This is a genomic window from Streptomyces asoensis, from assembly GCF_013085465.1.
GTDB lineage: Bacteria > Actinomycetota > Actinomycetes > Streptomycetales > Streptomycetaceae > Streptomyces > Streptomyces cacaoi_A.
The window spans coordinates 8,556,496-8,575,059 of the sequence record NZ_CP049838.1; the positions used below are offsets into that span (position 1 = coordinate 8,556,496).

Below are 18,564 nucleotides of genomic sequence, written 5' to 3' on the forward strand. Positions count from 1 at the left end.
CCTCCCATGCCCCTCGCCGACTCCGACGGCACCTCCCTCTACTACGAACGCCACGGCAGCGGTCCGGCGATCCTGTTCGTGCACGGCAGCGGCGGCCACCACGCCGCCTGGTGGCAGCAGGTCGCCGCGCTGCGCGACGAGTTCACCGTGGTCACCCTCGACCTGCGCGGCTTCGGCAAGTCCGACTCGTCCATGGCGGAGTTCGACGGCCAGGACTTCCCCGGTGACGTCGTCGCCGTCCTCGACCAGGAGGACCTGACCGACGTCATGCTGGTCGGCCAGTCCATCGGCTCCGTCGCCGCCCTGCGCGCCGGCCTGCTGCGCCCCGAGCGCGTCTCCTCCGTGGTCCTCGGCCACTCGCTGGGCGGGATCAGCCACCCGGAGCTGACGGAGCTGGCCGCCGCCGACCGCGCCGAGGCCGTCAAACTCCCGGTCATCGACCGGCTGTTGACCAAGCCCTTCCAGCGCGAGCGCGCCGATCTCACCTTCCTGTTCCAGCAGATGGGCACCTTCAACGTCGCCAGGATGCAGGACCTGCGCAACCTCGACACCGACGGCCCCTCCCTGGAGGAGATCGATGCCTCGGGCGTCAAGGTCGCCTTCCTCGCGGGCGAGAAGGACGCCGTGCTGAGCGTCAAGACGGTGACCCGCGCCCACGAACTGCTCGCCGGATCGCACCTGGAGATCGTCCCGGGCGCCCCGCACTCCATGTACTGGGAGACGCCCCAGGCCTACAACGAGGCCGTCGCCCGTCTGCGCCGCACTCTCACCGCACCGAAGGAAGCAGCATGAGCAGCCTGACCCTGGCCGCCGCCGAGGAGATCATCGAGGCCGCCACCCAGCGGGCCCGGGCCGTGGGCAAGGCGGTGAGCGTCGCCGTCGTGGACGCCGGCGGCTTCCCCATCGCCATCCGCCGTCCGGACGGGGCCCGCCCCCTCACCCCGGACATCGCCCGCGCCAAGGCGTACACCGCGGCCGTCATGCAACGGCCCGGCAAGATGCTGAAGAAGTGGCAGGAGAGCCAGCCCGTCTTCTTCGCCCAGCTCTCCCAGCTGCCGGGCGCGGCGCTGCCGATCATGGCCGCCGAGGGCAGCGTCACCATCAAGAAGGACGGCGAGATCATCGGCGGCCTCGGCATCGCCGGCGGCACCGCGGACGAGGACCAGACCATCGCCGACGAGGTACTCGCCTCCCTCGGCTACGAGCTGGAGTTCGCCGCCTGGGGCGTCGCGGGCGGCCCGGCCGGGCCCGGAAAGGACGCGTGACCCATGGCGGACACGTTCAACTACCGCATCGACCACCACGGCAGCCTGGTCCGCCCCGCCGAGCTGGTCGCCGCCCGCGCGGCCGGCGACCCGGAGGCACGGGAGGCCGCCGAACGCAAGGCGGTCGAGGAGGCGGTCGTCCTCCAGCGCCGGCTCCGCTCGACCGTCGTCACCGACGGCGACTTCCCCCGCGAGGACTTCCGCGGCGCCGTCCTCGACGCCGTGACCGGTTTCCGTCGTACCGACGAGGTCGGCGCGGACGGTCTGGTCGGCTGGGTCGCCGAGTCCCTGCCCAAGGCGAACGGCCCGCTGCTCGCCGACCGGGTCGACCGGCTCACCGCGCTGACGGTGATCGCGCCGAAGGCCTCGCTGCCCTCTCCGGCGTACCTCGCCGCGACCACCTACCGCCCCGGCCTCGGGGTGTCCTCCGCGCGCGAACTGGGCGAGGCCCTCGCGGAGATCATCCAGGCGGAGATCGAGTTGCTGGTGGCGAAGGGCGTACGCCTGATCCAGCTCAACAATCCTTTGCTGCTGGGCCAGTTGGCGACTGACCCGGCCGACCCGGGCGCCCTGTCCTTCGAGGACGCCCTCGCCGTCGAGGCCCTCGCCGTACGCCTCGACGAGCGTCCCGAGGGCGTACGGATCGGGGTCGCCCCCGGCTTCGCCGCCCCCGGGGCCGTGGACCGGGCGCGCGCCGAGCGGCTGTACGGCGCGGTACCGGCCGACCGCTGGATCCTGCCCTTCGACCAGGGCACCGACGCCGAGCTGGACCTCGTCCGGGCGCTGCCGGAGGACCGGGACGTCTGCCTGGGCGTGGTCGACGCGACGGTGCCCGAACTCGAGGACATCGACACGGTGATGGCCCGCATCGACGCCGTCGGCGAGTTCAAGGACCTCGAGGACGCGGCCGTGTCGCCGTCCCGGGGCTTCGCCGACGTGGCGAGCCGGCCGCTGCTGACCACGGAGGAGCAGCGCAGGAAGATCGTGCTGGTGGAGACGGTCGCCCGCTACGTGTGGGGCAACGAGTTCTGACCGCGGCGGACAAGGGCCGGACAACTCACGGGAGTTGCCCGGCCCACGCCGTACGGCACCACGCCTCACGGCACGGCACCATGCCCGTACAGCGCCTTGCCCTACAGCGCCTCGGCGAAGGTGACCGTCCGGTCCGTCAGCAGCGGCCACACGGTCGTCACGATCAGCTTCCGGAAGTGCTCGGCCGCCTTGTGCGCCTCGAACCCGGCCCGGTCGGCGTACCGCTCGTACAGCAGGAAGCCGCCGGGCTGCCCCTCGACCGCGTGCACCTCGTACCCCTCGTTCGCCGGCTCGGCACGGGTGTGCTCGCGCACCTGGAGCAGCGCGGCGCGGACGGCGCTCTCGTCGGCGGGGTCGCAGCGGTAGTGGGCGACGACGGCGTAGGACATGTCCGGTTCTCCTCGGCGGGTCGGCGGAGACCGCTGTCAGGCCTCCGGCCCGCCGATTCCAGCATGGATCAGGCTCGCGCCCACCCGCGCGCGACGCAACCAATGCCTGCTGCCACGGGGCTGGCGGCACCGCCCTGACGTGGTGTGTTGTCACAGTCCGCACCCTGGCCGACAAAGGAAGTGACCCGACATGCGTACCCTGGAAACCCTCGTGGGCGGGGAGTGGGTGGCGAGCGCCGACTGGATCGACGTCCTCGACCCCGCCGACGTCCGTACCCCCGTCGCCCGCGTTCCGGCCCTCACGGCCAAGGACGTCACCCGTGCCTTCGACCACGCCGAGCGCGGGTTCGCCGTCTGGAAGCGCACCAGCCCCTTCGAGCGGGCCCGGATCTTCACCGACGCGGCCCGGCTGATCCGCGAACGGGTCGAGGAGATCGCCGCCGACGTGACGGCGGAGAACGGCAAGACCCTGACCGAGGCGACCGGCGAGACCCTCAAGGCCGCCGACTTCCTGGAGTACTACGCCGGTCTCGCCCGTCAGGGGTACGGCACCCTCCTGCACGACGTACGGCCCCACCACCGCACCCACACCCAGCGCGAGCCGATCGGCGTGATCCTGGTGATCAGCCCGTGGAACGACCCGCTGATCACGCCCGCCCGCAAGCTCGCCCCGCTGCTCGCGACCGGCAACGCGGCCGTGTTCAAGCCGGCCACCGAGACCCCGGTCTCCGGCCTGCACTTCGCCCGCGCCCTGCACGACGCCGGACTGCCCGCGGGCGTGCTGAACGTGGTGACCGGCCGGACCGCCGAGATCGAGGAGGCCCTCCTCGACGACCCGCGGATCGTCGGTATCACCTTCACCGGATCCAACGCCGTCGGTAACCGCATTCGACGCCGTCTCGCCGACCGTAACGTGCGCTTCCAGGGCGAGTTGGGCGGCAAGAACGCCTCGGTGGTGCTGAAGGACGCCGACCTGCCGGCCGCCGCGAAGGCCGTCGTGGCGGCTGCGTTCGGGCAGGCGGGCCAGCGCTGCACCGCAACCAGCCGGGTCGTCGTCGAGCGGCCGGTGTACGAGGAGTTCACCCGGCTGCTGGTCGCCGAGGTCGAGCGGCTGAAGGTCGGCCCGGGCAGCGACCCGGCGACCACGCTGTGCCCGCTGTCCAGCGCCAAGCAGCGCGACAGCGTCCTCGCCGACCTGGCCGGGGCGGTCGAGCAGGGCGCAACGGTCCTCACCGGCGGCCACGCGGACACCGAGGGCGAGCGCGCCCACGGTTGCTATGTGCAGCCGACCGTGCTCGGGGACGTCACCCCCGAGACGGCGATCTGGCGCGAGGAGGTCTTCGGGCCGGTCCTCGTCCTGCGGGCGGTCGCCGGCTTCGACGCGGCCGTCGAGGCGGTCAACGACTCCGGCTTCGGTCTCGCCGCCGCCGTCTTCACCCGCGACCTGGCCTGCGCCCACCGCTTCGTCGACGAGGCCGAGTGCGGACAGGTCGCGGTCAATTCGACCACCACCGGCTGGGACGTCCACCTGCCCTTCGGCGGGTTCCACGACTCCGGCACGGCCTACAAGGAGCAGGGCGAGGAAGTCCTGCGCTTCTCCACGCGCGTCAAGACGGTCGCCGTGCACTTCGGCGGCTGACGATCGGGAGCAGCGGACAAGAGAGAGGAGGCGTTCGATGGCTGACGAGACGATCGGCATCGTCGGCGCCGGCATCGTGGGTCTGGCCACGGCCCGCGAGATCGCCCTGAGCAGGCCAGGCACCCGGGTCGTGGTCCTCGAGAAGGAGCGCGAGGTCGCGCTCCACCAGACCGGCCACAACTCGGGTGTCGTGCACGCCGGCATCTACTACACGCCCGGCAGTCTCAAGGCCGAGCTGACGGTGCGGGGCGTGGCCCTGCTGCGTGCGTACTGCCAGGACCGCGAGTTGCCGTACCGCGAGATCGGCAAACTGGTCGTGGCGGTCCGCGAGGACGAGCTCGGCCGGATGAACGCCCTCTACGACCGGGCCAGGAACAACCATGTGCCCGACCTGCGGAAGGTCTCCCGCGAGGAGATCCGGGAGATCGAGCCGAACGCCGGGGGTGTCGCGGCCCTGTACTCCCCGCGCACCGCGATCACCGACTACCCGGCGATCGCCCGTGCCTTCGCCGACGACGTGGTCGGCTCCGGGGGAGAGGTGCGGACGGGCTTCCCGGTCACCTCCCTCACCGAGGTGCCCGGCGGCATCGAGGTGGCTTCCGGACCGCGGCGCGAGCGGGTGCGTGTGGACCGGCTGATCCTGTGCGCGGGCCTGCACTCCGACGCCGTGGCCGGCCTCGCACAGGACCGGCGGGAACCACGGATCGTCCCGTTCCGGGGCGAGTACATGCTGCTCAGGCCGGAGCGGACGGACCTGGTGCGGGGCCTGATCTACCCGGTGCCGGACCCCCGCTACCCGTTCCTCGGCGTCCACTTCACGCCCCGCGTCGACGGCTCGGTGGAGGTCGGCCCCAACGCGGTCCTGGCCCTGGCCAGGGAGGGGTACACCCGCACTCGGATCTCCCCGAAGGACCTGCTCGGCCTCGCCGCCTACCCCGGCGCCTGGAAGATGGCGGCCCAGCACTGGCGTACGGGCATCAAGGAGTACCGCGGGTCGTTCTCGGCGGCGGCCTTCATGAAGGACGCGGGTCTGTACGTCCCCGCGGTCGGTGTCCACGACGTCGTACGCGGCGGGGCGGGCGTGCGCGCCCAGGCCCTGGACCGGGACGGCACCCTCGTGGACGACTTCCGTATCCATCGGGTGGGCCGGGTCACCGCCGTCCGCAACGCGCCCTCGCCGGCCGCCACGGCCTCCATGGCGATCGCCGAGCACATCGTCGAAGCCGTTTTCGACCGCGCTTCCGGCAGCGGCTGAGAAACACGTTGCGAAGCCGGCTGCGAAAAACAGGCTCGGAAACCGCTTTCGACGACCGCTCGCGCAACCTGAAAGTGCCCTGCGAACAGCGCACTTTCACGCAACAACAGCTTGCGCTCCCAGGGGCTCCGCAAGGCCGTTGCGGCCCCCTAGCGTTCCCTCCGCAACGCCTCACCACGTGCCCTACCGAGAGAAAGAAGTACGGGACATGTTCGTCGTCGACACGCAGATCCACATCTGGCTGGAAGAGACCCCGGACCGCCCCTGGGTCCCGGGCGCCCGGGAGCGGATCCGCCTCAACGGCCACCGCGAGGACCCCTTCTCCTACGAGGAGGCCCTCGAGCTGATGGACGAGGCCGGCGTGAACCGCGCGCTGATCCTGCCGCCGTCCTGGGAGGGCGACCGCATCGACTACGCCCTGGAAGCCTGTGAGGCGCACCCGGACCGTTTCGGCATCATGGCCCGCATCCCGCAGAACAAGCCCGAAGAGGGCAAGGCCATGCTGACGGACTTCGCGCAGAACCCGCACATCAAGGGCACGCGGCTGACCTTCCACCGGCCCCAGGACCGCAACTGGATGATCGACGGCACCAACGACTGGTACTGGCCCGTCGCAGCGGAGCTCGGCATTCCCACCATGGTCCACGCCCCGATCTGGAAGCGTGAGCTCGGCGAGATCGCCGCCAAGCACCCCGAGCTGAAGATCATCATCGACCACATGGGCATCATGGCCCGCTGCGTCGACGACGCGATCGGATACTGGGTCGCGGAGACCGCGGACCTCGCGGCCCACCCGAACATCTACGTCAAGGTGTCCGCGCTGCCCGGCTACTCGACGCAGCCGTTCCCGAACAACAACATCCAGAAGTACGTGCGCGAGATGGTCGACAGGATGGGCCCGCAGCGCTGCTTCTACGGCACCGACATCACCCGCCTGCTGGGCCACGGCATCACCTACACCGACACCATCGAGCAGTTCACCAAGCACTGGGACTTCACGCCCGAGGAGCTGGAGTGGATCATGGGCCGCGGTATCTCCGAGGTCCTGAACTGGCCGATCGAGGGCTGAGGAACCACGCGAGATGACCGACACCACCAGCTCACCGGGCGCCGACGGCGGAGACGCTCTCGTCACCGCCTTCAACGCCGTCGGCGCCGACTACCTGTTCTGCTCGTCCGGGTCCGAGTGGGCCCCGGTATGGGAGTCCCTCGCCCGGCGCCACCGGGACGGACTGCCCTGCCCGCGGTACCTGGACCTGACCCACGAGACCGTCGCCGTGGGCATGGCCACCGGCTACGGCCTGGTCAGCCGCCGGCCGCAGGGCGTGCTGCTGCACGCGGCCCCCGGCCTGCTCCAGGGCTCGATGGCCGTCCACGGGGCGCTGCTCGCCGGCGTCCCGATGGTGGTCAGCTCCTCGGAGTCGACCACCTACGGCGACGGCCCCGGGCAGGATCCGGGCGGCCAGTGGTACCGGAACCTGTCCATCGTGGGCGGCCCGCACGGCGTCGCGACCCCGTTCACCAAGTGGTCCACCGAGGCCGCCAGCGTCCACACCCTGCCCACCATGGTCACGCGGGCGGCAGAGCTGGCCTGGCGGGCCCCGGCGGGCCCGGCGTACCTCAACGTCCCGCTGGAGATCCTGCTGGAGGAGTGGGACGGCCGCGAGGCCAAGCCCCTCGTGCCGCCGGGCTCCACGCACAGCTCGCCCGAGGAGGTCGACCCGGTCGCCCAGCTGATCCGCGAGGCGAGGAACCCGGTCGTCGTCACCGAGACCGCCGGCCGTGAGGCGGGCGGCTTCGAGGCCCTCGTCGCCTTCGCCGAGGCCTGGAACATCCCGGTCGTCGAGCCGGACTCCGCGGTGTGCGGCAACTTCCCGCGCACCCACCCGCTGCACGCGGGCAGCGACATCGGTCCGTGGATGGACGAGGCGGACCTCATCCTCCTCGTCAACTGCCGCGCCCCGTTCTACCCGCCGTCGCGCCGCCCCTCGAAGGCACAGGTCGTCGTCATCGACGAGGTGCCGCAGCGCCCGCACGTCGTCTACCAGGTCCTGTTCGCCGACAGGTACTTGGAAGGCAACGTCGCCAACACCCTGCGCCAGCTCGCCAAGCGGGCGAAGGATCTCGACGAGGCCGCCGTCGCCGTACGGCGCACCGCGCAGGACGAGCGGCACGCCGCCGAGCAGGCCGCCGTCGCCGACGCCGAGGCCAGGGCCAGGGCTCAGCAGCGGACCGAGGGCGTCGACCCGGTGCTGGTCGCCGCCACCCTGCGCGAGCTGCTCGACGGCGCGGACGGCATCGTCGTCGACGAGACCATCACCCACAGCCGCGTCGTCAAGCGGCACCTGCGCACGGCCGACCCCGACTCGTACTTCTACGTACAGGGTGGCCTCGGCCAGGGCATCGCGGTCGCGCTCGGCGTCAAACTCGCCGCCGGGGAACGGCCGGTGGTCCTCACCATCGGCGACGGCGCGTTCACCTACAACCCGGTCGTCCCGTCGTACGACGCGAGCAAGGCGTACGAACTCCCGCTGCTGATCGTGGTGTTCAACAACCGCGTCTACAAGTCGATGAACCTCAACCACCGCAGGTTCTATCCCGACGGAGCGGCCGCCGAGACCGGCGAATGGCTCGGCACCGACCTGCACCGTCTGCCCCGACTGGCCCAGTTCGCCGAGCCGTTCGGCATGCACACCGAGACCGTCGACACCTCACAGGCGCTCGGGCCCGCCCTCGAGCGCGCCCTCAAGGCCGTGGCGGAGGGCACCACCGCCGTCGTCGACGTCCTCGTCACCCGCTGAACCAGGAGGCACCGCCACCATGTCCACCCCACCCACGAAGATCCTGGTGCCCGCGGAGGACCTGCGCACCTTCTCCGCGGCCCTCCTCGAGAAGGGCGGCCTGAGCGCCGAACACGCCCGCACCACCGCCGACGTGTTCGTCTGGGCCGCACTGCGCGGGGTCGACTCGCACGGCATCGCCCGGGTCCCCGCCTACCTGGACCTGCTGGAGAAGGGCGTCGCCAACGCCGACGCCCGGATCACGCTCGAGTCCGGCACCCCGGCCGCGGCCGTCCTGGACGCCGACCGCGCCCCCGGCCCGGTGGCCCTCAGCGCTGCCGCCGACGAGGCCGTGACCAGGGCGAGGACGACCGGCATCGCCGCGGTGGGCGTACGCCGCACGGTGCACACCGGCGCGATCGGCTACTACGTGTCGAAGATCGCCGAGCAGGGCCTGGTCGGCATCGGCTTCGTCGCCGGGATGCCGAACATGGGCTACACCGGCGTCAGGGGAGCGGCGGTCGCCACCAGCCCGCTCGCCATCGCCGTCCCGACCGACTCCTCGTCGGCGCACGCGCCGCTGCTCCTGGACATGGCCACCGCCACCATCGCCCTCGGCAGGATCCGGCAGGCGAAGGCGAGCGGCACCCCGCTGCCCGAGGGCGCGGCCGCCACCGAGGACGGCACCCCGACCACCGACCCGGAGCAGGCGGTCATGCCGCTCCCGCTCGGCGGGGCGAAGGGCTCCGGCATGTCCCTCGCCTTCGAGCTGCTGACCAGCGTGCTCGTGGGGGCGCCGATCTTCGCGTCGTTCCACTCGGACGACCCGGCCGGTCGCAAGCACCGCCAGAACGCCCTGCTCATCGCCGTCGACCCGGCCGCCTTCGGGGGCGCGGACGCCTTCACCGAGTCCGTGGACGCCACGCTGGACACGCTCAAGGGGCTCCCGGCCGCGGACGGCGCGCAGGGCGTGTTCTACCCCGGCGAGCGCAGTGCCGCCGTGGCCGCCGGCCGCGGGGAGAAGGGCGTTCCGGTGGCGCCCAAGGTGTGGCGCGACCTGACCGAGCGCGCCGAGAAGCTGGGCGTCGCCCTGCCGGAAGCCGCTGGGTAGGGGACAGTGGCTGCCCGGGGCGACGACCGGGGGAGGGGCGGGTGGCCGGGCACGCCGGTGCGGCGGACGACGTCTGCGGGCCACCCGGGTGGCGTCCGGTGCGGCGGATGCGCCCTTCCGTCCTCGCCTCGTCCCTGCCTCGCGGCGTCCCGGTCCTCTCAAGAGGCCTGGGAAGTACCGGAGCCGGTCGCCTGCCTGAGGTGGCGGGCGATCAGGGCGTAGGTGGCACGGGCCCTCTCGTCGTCCTTGGTGTCGTAGCCGTGGTCGGCTCCGGTGACGTCGTGGTGCTCGACGAGGGCCCCGGCCGCGCTCAGCCGCTCGGCGTAGCGCGTCGCCTCGTTCCTGAGCAGGTCGTACTCGGCCGTGATGACCAGCGCCGGGGCGATGCCCGTCAGGTCGGCGGTGTCGGAGGCATGGGCGGGCGAAACGAACCGGTGGGCGCGCTCGCGCGGATCCGGCACGTACGACGTGTCGAAGATCTCGGCCATCCAGGGCCGCAGCATGGGCTTGGCGACAGCCGCCTTCTTGTCCTTCGCGCCGGTCGCGAGGTCCAGCGGCGGGTAGTGCAGCACCTGGAGGGCGATCGCGGGTCCGCCCTGTTCCAGGGCCTGGCGGGCCACGGCCGCCGTGAGTCCGCCGCCCGCGCTCTGTCCGCCCACGGTGAGCCGCCCGCCGTCCCAGCCGTGCTCCGCGCCGTGCTCGGCGACCCAGCGCACCACCTCGAAGGCCTGCGTCGGCGGGGCCGGGAACGGGTGCTGCGGGGCGACGACGTACTTCACGTTGACCACGACCACCCCCGCTTCGGCGGCCAGCCACCGGCAGAGCCCGTCGTCGAGCTCCGGCATCGACACGACGTAGCCGCCACCGTGGAAGTTGACGTGGACGGGCGCGGGCGTCGCCGTCCCGGCCGGGGGCGCGTACACCGTGACCGGCGCCGGGGCGACGGAGGTCGGCACCGTCAGCTCACGCACCGCGCGCGGGTACTCCGGGAACCGGGTCTGCCCGTCGGCGGCGGAGCCGGGGCCGCCGGAGCGGCGGCTCGCCAGCCGGGTGAGACCCTGCATCGTCTTGGCGGCGCGGGTGGCCACCGCCGGTCTGGCCAGGAGGGACATGCGGGTTCCGTTCGTCGGGCGGCACCGTCCATCGTCAGGATTCCTGATGATGGGGACAGGCGCGAAAGCTAGCACGGCGGCCCCCGCGCACGCACGCGTCAGTCGCGCCGGGCCACGATCCGGTACGCGTTGGACACGCCCAGCCGGTGCGACAGCGGACGCACCGCGAACCGGTCGAGCAGGGTGCCCACGATCAGCGCCGGAATCCCGGCGACCAGCAGCGCCCCGCGCAGCGTGCGGCGCAGCGCGCCCGGCGGCTCGGGCAGCCACGGCGCGTCGTCGCGCGGCGCCGCGTGGTCCAGCGCCAGCCATACGGCGGCCAGCAGGTCGACCGGGTCGTGCGGCTCGGCGTGCTGCTCCGCCACCACCGTGAAGCCCAGCCGGGTGAGCCGCTCCCGCAGATTGGCCACCGGCACGAAGTGGAGATGCTGCGGCTGGAGCCAGGGCAGCCACCAGCGGCCCAGCAGCCGCGCGTAGCGGCTCTCGGGGTCCGGCACCTCGACGAGGAGATGCCCGCCGGGGCGCACCGTCTCGTGCGCGGCGCGCAGTTCGCGGTCCGGGTCGGTGCTGTGCTCCAGGTAGTGGAACATGCTCACCACGTCGTAACGGGCGGCGAGTTCGGGCGCCAGCTCGGGGAACGCGCCCCGGTAGCCGTGTTCCACCCGGCCCTCCCGCTCGGCGAGTTCGACACCGTCGGTGAAGTCCAGCCCGTCGAACGTCGTCCCGGGCAGCACCTCCCGGGCGGCCGCGCAGAAGTGACCGTGCCCGGTGCCGACGTCCAGCCAGGTCTTCGGCGCGGGGTCGTGCGGCAGCATCGACCCGGCCCGCCCCCGGTACATCCTCGTCCGGCCCCCGAAGGTGTCCCCGAGCTTCTTCTCGCCCAGCCCGTCGTAGAAGTCCCGGTAGTAGAACTCCAGGCCCTCGGCGCTCAGCCGCGGGTTCTGGAAGGTGTGCCCGCAGCCCTCGCAGCGGTCCAGGACGAAGCGGCCCGGCTTGTGCTGGAGCAGGTCGGTGGTGCGCAGCCGGGTGGTCAGCGCTGCCGAGCCGCACCACGGGCAGGTGGTGCGGCGGGGCTCGAAGAAGCGGGCCAGGCCGGCGGCGATGTCCGCCCGGTAGGCGGGACGCGCCTCGGCGATCCGCTCGGCGGGCTTGCTCTCTTCGCTCATCTGAACTCCCTGGCGAGGTCTTCGAGATGGGCCGCGGCGGCGGACGGACCGCCCGCGGCGCGGAACGCCGTACGGATCCGGCCGGCGGCGGCGCGGTATCCGGGTTCGTCCAGGACGGAGTCGACCGCCGCGCCCAGCTGCCGCGCGGTGACCCGGCCGAACCGCACCCGCACCCCGGCCCCCGCGTCGGTGACCTGTCCGGACACGACCGGCTGGTCGTCGCGGATCGGGGCCACGACCAGGGGAACCCCGTGCCAGAGGGCCTCGCACACGCTGTTGTGCCCGGCATGGCAGACCACCGCGCCGGATCCCCTCTCCAACCGTTCCAGCAGGGCGAGTTGAGGCACCGACGGCAGGATCAGCACGTCCTTGTCGTCGCCCCGTGGCTCCAGCGTGCCGCCCGGATCGACGAGCACGCCCTGCACCCGGTCGGCCCGCTCCCGCAGCACATCCCGGCAGACCTCGAGGAACCGTCCGCCGACGTCGGTGTTCGCGGTGCCGAGCGTGACCAGCACGGTGGCCCGGCCGCCGTCGAGCCACTCCCAGGGGAAGTCGGCGGACGCGGGCCGGGCCGTGATCGACGGGCCCACCCAGCGGACACCCCCGTGCGCGTCGCCCGCCAACTCCGGTGTGCTGAAGGCCAGGACGAGATGCGGCGAGAAGCGGGGGTCGGCCTCGCCCGCCGGATCGCCGATCGCGGACCGCAGTCCGGCCAGCCGCCGGTCGAGCCACTCCCTGACCTTGGGCAGCCCGGCGAGGGGATCCGTGAACTCGGCCGAGGTGGTCGCCGAGGTCGCCCACGGCAGGCCCAGCCGCTCCGCGACCAGCGCGCCGGCGAAGGCCTGCTGGTCGGCGACGACGACATCCGGCCGGAACGCCTCGACGGCCGCCCGCACGCCCGGCGCCATCGCCTCGGCGAGCGGCAGCAGGTACCACTCCCACAGGAACCTCAGCGCCTCCGGACCGCGCAGGTCGGCGGGCCGCTCACCGGGCGGTGCCCCGCCGCAGGCGAACACCGCCCCGGCTTTTGGGCCCGCCAGCCGGCCGACCAGCTCCGGATCGGCGCAGGCCCACGCCACCTGGTGGCCCCGCGCGGTGAGTTCGGCGGCGACGCCGACGGCCGGGTTGAGATGCCCCACCAACGGCGGCACGACGAACAGGAACCGGCTCATCCCGCCGCCTCCGCCGCCACCCGCCCGGCCTCGTCGACGAGGGACAGGATGTGCCCGCCGACCGTCCCCGAGGCCTCCACGAGGACCGAGTGCTCATGTCCCGGGATCACCACGGTCCGGCAGTCCGGCAGCACCGCCCGGAGCCAGGGCGCGAGTTCGGCCAGATCGGAGTCGGCGCCGTACAGACCGAGCACCGGGCAACGCACCGCGGCTATCTGCTCGTCCGTCAGCACCCGGCTGGCCGGGATGTCCCGTCCGAGGGAGGTCTCCCGGGCGAGCCGGGCCGCGCCCTTGGCCAAGCGGGCGGTGTTGTGCCCGCGGTGGGCGGTGATCCAGGCGATCGCGTCGGACTCGTTGTGGGCGAGCTGGGTCACGACCCGGTCCAGGATCCCGCCGAGCTTCACCGCCCAGGCGGCGGTGGCCGGTTCGGACTCGACGAGGCTGACGCTCGCCGCCCGCTCGGGGTGCCGGGCCGCGTACCCGAAGGCGATCGTGCCGCCGTAGGAGTTGCCGACCAGGTGCACCGGTCCGGTCACCGCCAGCCGGTCGAGCAGCGCCTCCAGGTCGTCGACGTTGTCGTCCAGCGTGTAGCCCCTGGTGGGGCGCTCGCTGCGGCCGTGGCCCCGCAGGTCGTACATGACCACGTCGAGGCCCGCGGCCGCGAACGCCGGAGCGACGGTGAAGTAGTAGCTGGCCAGGCTGTCGGTGAGCAGACCGTGCACCAGCACCACGGTGGCGGTGGCCGGCCGGCCCTGCCGGGGGCCGATCCGCTGTACGTGCAACCGGACGGAGCCGGTGTCGACCATCGCCATGACTCAGCTCGCCTCCGCGGCCTTCAGACTCGTCACGACGTACTCGACGAGCCGTCCGACGGTCAGTTCGATGATCTCGTCGAACTCCATGCCGGCCAGGAACTCGGCGAAGTTGACCCGGTCGCCGTACCGCTCCTGGAGCAGGCCGGCCAGGGTGACCAGGTCGATGCTCTCCAGCTCCAGGTCACGGTTGAAGGTGGTCTGCATGTCGATCTCGATGTCGTCGAGGCCGTACTCGTCCTGGAGGAGTCGCGTGAGCATGCCGGTGAGATCGGCCAGGACGGACCTCTCGTCGGCGGTGACGGGGGTGCGGGGGGTGGGGGGTGTCATCGGGCGTCGTACTCCTTCGCGGTCGGGTGTCCCGTCGTCCAGGCCACCACGTACGAACGGTCGGGCAGCCGGGGCGGGTTGGCGGCCGGTGCGCAGTGCACGGTGTAGCTGCGTTCGAGGCGGCCGGCGACGGTCAGCCGGTCGCCGGCCGGTGTCGCGTCGAGCACCGTGAAGTCCCTTGGCCTGCCGCCGAATCCGGTGCCCTCCGCCTTGGCGACGGCCTCCTTCGCCGCCCAGAAACGGGTGAACCACAGGGCCTTGGCGCCGCCGGAGCCGGCCGACAGGCCGCGCAGCAGCCGTAGTTCGCCCTCGCCGAGGGCGGCGGCGAGGGTCTCGGGGGTGCGGTCGGTGACCTCCTCGATGTCGATCCCCGGGCCGGGGCCCGGCGTGTGCGGCCGGACGATCGCGACGCCCGCCTCCGCGCAGTGGGCCAGCGAGACGTCCAGCGGAGGCAGGACGCGCCCGTGCACGCCGGTGACATGGGGCCGGCCGGCCTCGTCGTTGCGCACCCGCAGCTCCGCCGGGAAGACCGGGCCCTCGCCCTGGTCCCACAGCCACTGGCGTACCGCGTCCTTCACCGCGATCCGGCCCAGCAGCCACTGCCGGCGCCCGCGCGGCGCGTGCTCCGCGTACTGCGAACGCTCCGCTCCACCGAGGGAGTTGCGCATGATCAGCTCGCGGGACGCCAGGTCAGGCCACCGCTCGTGCAGCAGCTGCCAGCCGCCCGGACGGGTCTCGGACAGGGTGTGGTGCTCAGGGAAGCGCTCGACGGGCCGGGTCTTCGGGTCGTTGTCGAACCGGCGGTCCTGCCAGCCGTACAGCTCGGCCCACACCGCGCCCCCGGCCGTGAGTTGCACGTCGGCCTCCAGGAAGGCGTCGGTGAGCGAGGTGATCCGCACCAGGCACCCCACCTCGGTCCCCGGCGCCGGATGCGGTCCGTAAAAGCGCATCTCCCGCATCCCGACCGGGAACACGACGGTCCGCTCGGTACGGGTCGCCATGATCCAGTAGCCGAGGATCTGGCCGACGTTGTCCAGCAGCGCGCCGGGTGCGGGCGGGGTGGTGATCACCCCGCGTACGTGGCGGTCGCCGATCGCGGTGAGTTCGGTGACGCCCTGGAACGCCGGGCCGTGGAACATCCAGCGCTCGTCGTAGAGCTGGGCGGCGGTGTGGTCCGGGGCGCGCTCGGCGCCGGGGTCGGTGGGCCAGGGGGCGGGGGGCGGTGGGTGGGCGGCGGCCAGTTCGACGGTGGCGCGGGCCCGGGGGCCGAAGGAGACGGCCAGCCGGTCGGGGCCTTCGGGTGTCACGGTCACCGGCACGTCGACGGCGGGGGTGGCGGTGAGCCACTCCTCGAACCGCGCGCCGTGCACGGCGACCGGCACCGTGCCGGGGGTCGACTCCCGGGCCGCGTCCACCGCCGCGTCCACGATGTGCTGCACGATCGTCGTCGCCGGGACGACCGGCCACCGGTCGGCGACCTCGGGCCAGCCGGGCCGCTGGGGGAAGAAGCAGTGGTCCAGCAGGTAGGGCATGGCGTCGGGGGAGACGCGGACGCTGCTGTGCCACGGGCCGGCCCGCCGTGCGGCCGCGGGAGCGGCGGCCCTCGCGGTCATGAGGGCGGCCGCCGTGTCCGCCGTCTCGTGGAGCAGGGCGGACAGTTCGGCGGCCATCGGCGAACCCTCGACCAGGGCGTCCAGCGGTGACGGACCGACGGGGCCCGCCGCACGGACCGGCGCGCGCAGCTCGGCCCGCAGGGCGGCGAGCCGCTGCGGCGCGAGGGACACCAGGGCGCCGCCCAGGTCCAGCCGCACCGGCGGCCGTGCTGCCCGCGCGGCGGCGACGGGCGCCGGGGAGGGACCAGGGGAGGACGCGAGGGAGGGCTCGGGCGAGGGCTCAAGGGAGGGCGCCACCGCCGCCCCCGCCGTCCACAGCGCGGTGGCCACCCGGCGGAGCTGGGCGAGGCCCGTGCGGTGGGGGGAGTTGGCGGCGACGACCAGGTGGTCCCGGCCGCCCAGGGTGTCCCCGACGAGGGAGCCGAGCTGACCCGGGCCGACCTGGACGTACACCCGGTGTCCGGCCGCGTACAGCGCCTCGGTCAGCTGCCGGAAGCGGACGGGTTCCAGCAGATGGCGGACGAACAGGGACCGTATCCCCGCCTCGTCCTCGGGGAAGGGCGCGGCGGTCGTCCCCGACCAGACGGGGGTGTGCGGCGGATACAGCCGGAACCGGTCGGCGGCCTCCTTGATCGGGGCGAGATGCGGTTCCAGCATCGGCGTGTGGAAGCCCGACCGGAACGGCAGCACCTGGCTGAGGACACCCTGGGCGCGGAAGGCCCGTACGAAGTCCTCCACCGCCGCTTCCGGTCCGCACACCATCGACTGGCCGGGCGCGTTGTCGTGGGAGAGCACCAGGCCCGCCGTGGCCCGGCCCCCGTCCCGCAGGGCGGCCAGGACCCGCTCGGCGGACGCGCCGATGGCACCGAAGGCCAGCCCCGCAACCGTCACCGAGTCGGGGTCGAAGCCCGCCATGAACGCGTCGACCTCGTCCCCGGAGTACAGCCCGGCCGTCGCCATCGCCGTCCACTCGCCCACGCTGTGCCCGGCGACCGCGTCCGGCACGATCCCGCAGCGGCGCAGCGCGGCGTCGAGCAGCCGGCCGACGGCGACGACACCGAAACCGTGGCGGCCCACGTCACCGGTCCGGTCCCCGGCGACGGACACGGTGGGCAGACCGAAGTGGGCGGCCACGTCGTCGACCTGCGGAGTGAAGTCGCCCTCCAGACCGGGGAACAGGAACGCGGGTCCGCCCCGGTCGGCGCCCAGCAGGGGGCTCGGCCGGAACCAGACGTCACTGCGACCGTGCCAGGCACGCCGCTTGCCGACCGCGCGGCGGGCCAGGGCGAGCCGCTTCGCGGTCGGGTCGACGATGCCGAGGCGGGCCGGTCCCGCGGCCGGGTGCGGATGCGAGGGGGTGAGTCCGGCGGCCCGTACGGTGTCGTCGTCGGCGTCCAGGAGGGCGGCGAGGCGCGCGGGGGAGTCGGCGGCGAGCAGCAGGACACGCTCGGGTTCGGTGACCGCAAGGACCGGACGGGGCGGCGCGGTCGCGCGGGGTCCGCGTGTCCCCGGCGCCTCCTCCAGCACCACGTGCGCGTTGATCCCGCCGAACCCGAACGCGTTGACGGCGGCCCGGCGCACGGGCTGCCGCTCGGTGGTCTCCCAGTCGGCCGCCTTCTCCAGGGTGCGGAACCGGGTGCGGGCCAGGGCGGGGTGCGGGTCGTCGCAGTGCAGCGTCGGGAGCAGCGTGCCGTGGTGGACGGCGAGCGCGGCCTTGACGAGACCGGCGACACCGGCGGCGGGCATGGTGTGCCCGATCATCGACTTGACCGACCCCAGTACTGCTTCACCGTCACCGGGGCCGAACACCTCGGCGAGGGTGGTGAGTTCGGCCTCGTCGCCCGCCGGGGTCGCGGTGCCGTGCGCTTCCAGCAGGCCGATCGAACCGGGCTCGGCCGGGTCGAGTCCGGCGGCCCGCCACGCCTGCCGGACGGCCTGCGCCTGACCGCCCGGATCGGGGTTGACCAGCCCCGCGGCCCGGCCGTCACTGGCCACCCCGGTGCCCCGGATCACCGCGTAGATCCGGTCGCCGTCGCGCTCGGCGTCGGCCAGCCGCTTGAGGACGACGACGCCCGTCCCCTCGCCGATCAGGATGCCGTCGGCGTCCCGGTGGAAGGGGCGGCTGCGCTGACTGGGGGAGAGCGCGCGGAGCTGGGAGAAGACGCTCCACAGCGTGATGTCGTGGCAGTGGTGGACGCCTCCCGCGAGCATCAGGTCGCAGCGCCCGGAGCCGAGTTCGGCCACCGCCTGGTCCACGGCGACCAGCGAGGACGCACAGGCCGCGTCCACGGTGTACGCGGGACCGCGCAGGTCCAGCCGGTTGGCGATCCGGGAGGCGGCGAGATTGGGCACCAGGCCGATCGCCGACTCGGGACTGTCCGGACCGAGCCGCTCGGTGAACGCCGCGCGCACGCGGCCGAGTTGGTCGGACGTCAGGTCGGGCAGCAACTCGCCGAGGGTGCGCACGAGTTGGCCGGCCGTCCGGACGCGTTGGTCGAGCCGGACCAGGCCGGGACCGAGATAGCCGCCCCGGCCGAGGACGACGCCGACGCGCCCTCGGTCGGGGAGCCGGTCCGGGCCGCCCGCGTCGTCGAGGGCGGCCGAGGCCACATGCAGGGCGATCAGCTGGTCCGGCTCGGTCCCGGCCACCGAGTGGGGCATGATCCCGAACCGGGTGACCTCCACCTCCGCCAGCCCGTCCACGAACCCGCCCCGCCGCGCGTACACCCGGTCCGCGACGGCCGGGTCGGACGCGGTGCCGGGACGGTAGTACTCGGCGTCCCAGCGCCCCTCGGGCACCTCGCCGATCGCGTCCACGCCGTCCCGCAGGTTCCGCCAGTACGCGTCCAGGTCGGAGGCGCCCGGCAGCAGCACCGCCATGCCGACGA

15 protein-coding genes are annotated in these 18,564 nt (G+C 73.3%); 8 read left to right on the forward strand and 7 right to left on the reverse strand.

The window, feature by feature from the left end; genetic code table 11:
* The first annotated feature begins 6 nt into the window (after positions 1 to 6).
* Genes G9272_RS38225 through G9272_RS38235 form a run of 3 tightly spaced genes read left to right on the forward strand, consistent with a single transcriptional unit; the run spans position 7 to position 2,297 of the window.
* Complete coding sequence (locus tag G9272_RS38225; RefSeq protein WP_171400790.1) at positions 7 to 792, forward strand: alpha/beta fold hydrolase; 786 nt, start codon at positions 7 to 9, stop codon at positions 790 to 792.
* The gene (locus G9272_RS38230; RefSeq protein ID WP_171400791.1) at positions 789 to 1,265 is read left to right on the forward strand and encodes a GlcG/HbpS family heme-binding protein; all 477 of its coding nucleotides are present in this window, start codon (positions 789 to 791) and stop codon (positions 1,263 to 1,265) included. The genes G9272_RS38225 and G9272_RS38230 overlap by 4 nt, the downstream gene beginning before the upstream one ends.
* A 3-nt stretch (positions 1,266 to 1,268) precedes the next feature.
* A complete protein-coding gene (locus tag G9272_RS38235; protein ID WP_171400792.1) occupies positions 1,269 to 2,297 on the forward strand; it encodes a methionine synthase II (cobalamin-independent)-like protein in 1,029 nt (342 codons plus the stop codon).
* 101 nt (positions 2,298 to 2,398) lie between these two features.
* Here G9272_RS38235 and G9272_RS38240 read toward each other — a convergent pair whose 3' ends face one another.
* Positions 2,399 to 2,686, reverse strand: coding sequence for a putative quinol monooxygenase (locus tag G9272_RS38240; protein WP_171400793.1), 288 nt, complete (start codon positions 2,684 to 2,686; stop codon positions 2,399 to 2,401).
* A 190-nt stretch (positions 2,687 to 2,876) separates the two neighbouring features.
* On the opposite strand from G9272_RS38240, the gene G9272_RS38245 reads away from it, so the two are divergent.
* The 5 genes from G9272_RS38245 (at position 2,877) to G9272_RS38265 (ending at position 9,471) form a co-directional block, all read left to right on the forward strand.
* A complete protein-coding gene (locus tag G9272_RS38245; RefSeq protein WP_171400794.1) occupies positions 2,877 to 4,325 on the forward strand; it encodes an aldehyde dehydrogenase family protein in 1,449 nt (482 codons plus the stop codon).
* Positions 4,326 to 4,362: 37 nt separating this feature from the next.
* A complete protein-coding gene (lhgO, locus tag G9272_RS38250; protein WP_171400795.1) occupies positions 4,363 to 5,580 on the forward strand; it encodes an L-2-hydroxyglutarate oxidase in 1,218 nt (405 codons plus the stop codon).
* Positions 5,581 to 5,788: 208 nt separating this feature from the next.
* Positions 5,789 to 6,649, forward strand: coding sequence for an amidohydrolase family protein (locus tag G9272_RS38255; RefSeq protein ID WP_171400796.1), 861 nt, complete (start codon positions 5,789 to 5,791; stop codon positions 6,647 to 6,649).
* A gap of 13 nt (positions 6,650 to 6,662) precedes the next feature.
* On the forward strand, positions 6,663 to 8,381 hold the full coding sequence (locus G9272_RS38260; RefSeq protein WP_171400797.1) for a thiamine pyrophosphate-dependent enzyme: 1,719 nt from the start codon (positions 6,663 to 6,665) through the stop codon (positions 8,379 to 8,381).
* 19 nt (positions 8,382 to 8,400) lie between these two features.
* Entirely contained in the window at positions 8,401 to 9,471 is a 1,071-nt protein-coding gene (locus tag G9272_RS38265) for an Ldh family oxidoreductase (protein ID WP_171400798.1), read from the forward strand.
* 158 nt (positions 9,472 to 9,629) lie between these two features.
* Here the strand turns inward: G9272_RS38265 and G9272_RS38270 are convergent, their stop codons facing one another.
* The 6 genes from G9272_RS38270 to G9272_RS38295 form a co-directional block, all read right to left on the reverse strand.
* Entirely contained in the window at positions 9,630 to 10,583 is a 954-nt protein-coding gene (locus G9272_RS38270; RefSeq protein ID WP_171400799.1) for an alpha/beta hydrolase, read from the reverse strand.
* Between the two features lie 98 nt (positions 10,584 to 10,681).
* Positions 10,682 to 11,749 carry a class I SAM-dependent methyltransferase gene (locus G9272_RS38275; protein WP_171400800.1) on the reverse strand — a complete coding sequence of 356 codons (1,068 nt, stop codon included), beginning with the start codon at positions 11,747 to 11,749 and terminating at the stop codon, positions 10,682 to 10,684.
* A complete protein-coding gene (locus G9272_RS38280; protein ID WP_171400801.1) occupies positions 11,746 to 12,921 on the reverse strand; it encodes a glycosyltransferase in 1,176 nt (391 codons plus the stop codon). Before G9272_RS38280 ends, G9272_RS38275 begins: the two co-directional genes overlap by 4 nt.
* Positions 12,918 to 13,733 (reverse strand): alpha/beta fold hydrolase, encoded by an 816-nt coding sequence (locus tag G9272_RS38285; RefSeq protein WP_171400802.1) that lies wholly within the window; start codon positions 13,731 to 13,733, stop codon positions 12,918 to 12,920. The genes G9272_RS38280 and G9272_RS38285 overlap by 4 nt, the downstream gene beginning before the upstream one ends.
* Positions 13,734 to 13,736: 3 nt before the next feature.
* Entirely contained in the window at positions 13,737 to 14,063 is a 327-nt protein-coding gene (locus tag G9272_RS38290; protein WP_171400803.1) for an acyl carrier protein, read from the reverse strand.
* Positions 14,060 to 18,556, reverse strand: coding sequence for a beta-ketoacyl synthase N-terminal-like domain-containing protein (locus tag G9272_RS38295; protein WP_253268271.1), 4,497 nt, complete (start codon positions 18,554 to 18,556; stop codon positions 14,060 to 14,062). The genes G9272_RS38290 and G9272_RS38295 overlap by 4 nt, the downstream gene beginning before the upstream one ends.
* Positions 18,557 to 18,564: the final 8 nt, after the last annotated feature.

Excerpts from the sequence above, each read along its gene's own strand:
- G9272_RS38225 (WP_171400790.1), top strand. The coding sequence starts at position 7 with ATGCCCCTCGCCGACTCCGACGGCACCTCCCTCTACTACGAACGCCAC.
- G9272_RS38230 (WP_171400791.1), top strand. The coding sequence starts at position 789 with ATGAGCAGCCTGACCCTGGCCGCCGCCGAGGAGATCATCGAGGCCGCC.
- G9272_RS38235 (WP_171400792.1), top strand. The coding sequence starts at position 1,269 with ATGGCGGACACGTTCAACTACCGCATCGACCACCACGGCAGCCTGGTC.
- G9272_RS38240 (WP_171400793.1), bottom strand. The coding sequence starts at position 2,686 with ATGTCCTACGCCGTCGTCGCCCACTACCGCTGCGACCCCGCCGACGAG.
- G9272_RS38245 (WP_171400794.1), top strand. The coding sequence starts at position 2,877 with ATGCGTACCCTGGAAACCCTCGTGGGCGGGGAGTGGGTGGCGAGCGCC.
- lhgO (WP_171400795.1), top strand. The coding sequence starts at position 4,363 with ATGGCTGACGAGACGATCGGCATCGTCGGCGCCGGCATCGTGGGTCTG.
- G9272_RS38255 (WP_171400796.1), top strand. The coding sequence starts at position 5,789 with ATGTTCGTCGTCGACACGCAGATCCACATCTGGCTGGAAGAGACCCCG.
- G9272_RS38260 (WP_171400797.1), top strand. The coding sequence starts at position 6,663 with ATGACCGACACCACCAGCTCACCGGGCGCCGACGGCGGAGACGCTCTC.
- G9272_RS38265 (WP_171400798.1), top strand. The coding sequence starts at position 8,401 with ATGTCCACCCCACCCACGAAGATCCTGGTGCCCGCGGAGGACCTGCGC.
- G9272_RS38270 (WP_171400799.1), bottom strand. The coding sequence starts at position 10,583 with ATGTCCCTCCTGGCCAGACCGGCGGTGGCCACCCGCGCCGCCAAGACG.
- G9272_RS38275 (WP_171400800.1), bottom strand. The coding sequence starts at position 11,749 with ATGAGCGAAGAGAGCAAGCCCGCCGAGCGGATCGCCGAGGCGCGTCCC.
- G9272_RS38280 (WP_171400801.1), bottom strand. The coding sequence starts at position 12,921 with ATGAGCCGGTTCCTGTTCGTCGTGCCGCCGTTGGTGGGGCATCTCAAC.
- G9272_RS38285 (WP_171400802.1), bottom strand. The coding sequence starts at position 13,733 with ATGGCGATGGTCGACACCGGCTCCGTCCGGTTGCACGTACAGCGGATC.
- G9272_RS38290 (WP_171400803.1), bottom strand. The coding sequence starts at position 14,063 with ATGACACCCCCCACCCCCCGCACCCCCGTCACCGCCGACGAGAGGTCC.
- G9272_RS38295 (WP_253268271.1), bottom strand. The coding sequence starts at position 18,556 with ATGGCGGTGCTGCTGCCGGGCGCCTCCGACCTGGACGCGTACTGGCGG.